Source organism: Streptococcus oralis (assembly GCF_003943825.1).
Taxonomy (GTDB): domain Bacteria; phylum Bacillota; class Bacilli; order Lactobacillales; family Streptococcaceae; genus Streptococcus; species Streptococcus oralis_CD.
The window spans coordinates 1-650 of sequence record NZ_RJNJ01000087.1 but is presented as its reverse complement, the minus strand read 5'-3'; the positions used below and the strand labels follow the sequence as shown (position 1 = coordinate 650).

At 47.5% G+C, this 650-nt stretch carries 1 protein-coding gene; it reads left to right on the top strand.

Features of this window, described 5'->3' with window-relative positions; genetic code table 11:
• Positions 1-648, top strand: a 648-nt coding sequence (locus D8863_RS10740; RefSeq protein ID WP_312023396.1) for a magnesium chelatase domain-containing protein, incomplete at its 5' end; no start/stop codon positions are given.
• Positions 649-650: the final 2 nt, after the last annotated feature.

Sequence of the window (650 nt, the reverse complement as noted above, 5' to 3'; positions counted from 1 at the left end):
GAACGCCACCATACCTTCCGTATCTTGAGAGCGGTCAAAAACCGTTTTGGCTCGACTAATGAGATTGGCATATTTGAGATGCAGTCGGGCGGATTGGTTGAGGTACTCAATCCGAGTCAAGTTTTCCTAGAGGAGCGTTTGGATGGGGCTACTGGCTCGTCAATCGTTGTGACCATGGAAGGGACCCGTCCGATTTTGGCGGAGGTCCAGGCTTTGGTAACACCAACCATGTTTGGAAATGCTAAACGCACGACGACAGGACTTGATTTCAATCGTGCAAGTCTGATTATGGCTGTTTTGGAAAAACGGGCAGGGCTTCTCTTGCAAAATCAAGATGCCTATCTCAAATCTGCTGGCGGCGTGAAATTGGATGAGCCTGCCATTGACTTAGCCGTTGCGGTTGCCATTGCTTCAAGCTACAAGGACAAGCCTACCAATCCTCAGGAATGTTTTGTGGGAGAATTGGGCTTGACTGGAGAGATTCGGCGCGTGAATCGCATCGAACAACGCATCAATGAAGCGGCAAAACTGGGTTTTACCAAGATTTATGTACCCAAGAATTCCTTGACAGGAATCACTCCACCAAAGGAAATTGAAGTCATTGGTGTGACAACGATTCAGGAGGTTTTGAAAAAGGTCTTTGCATAATC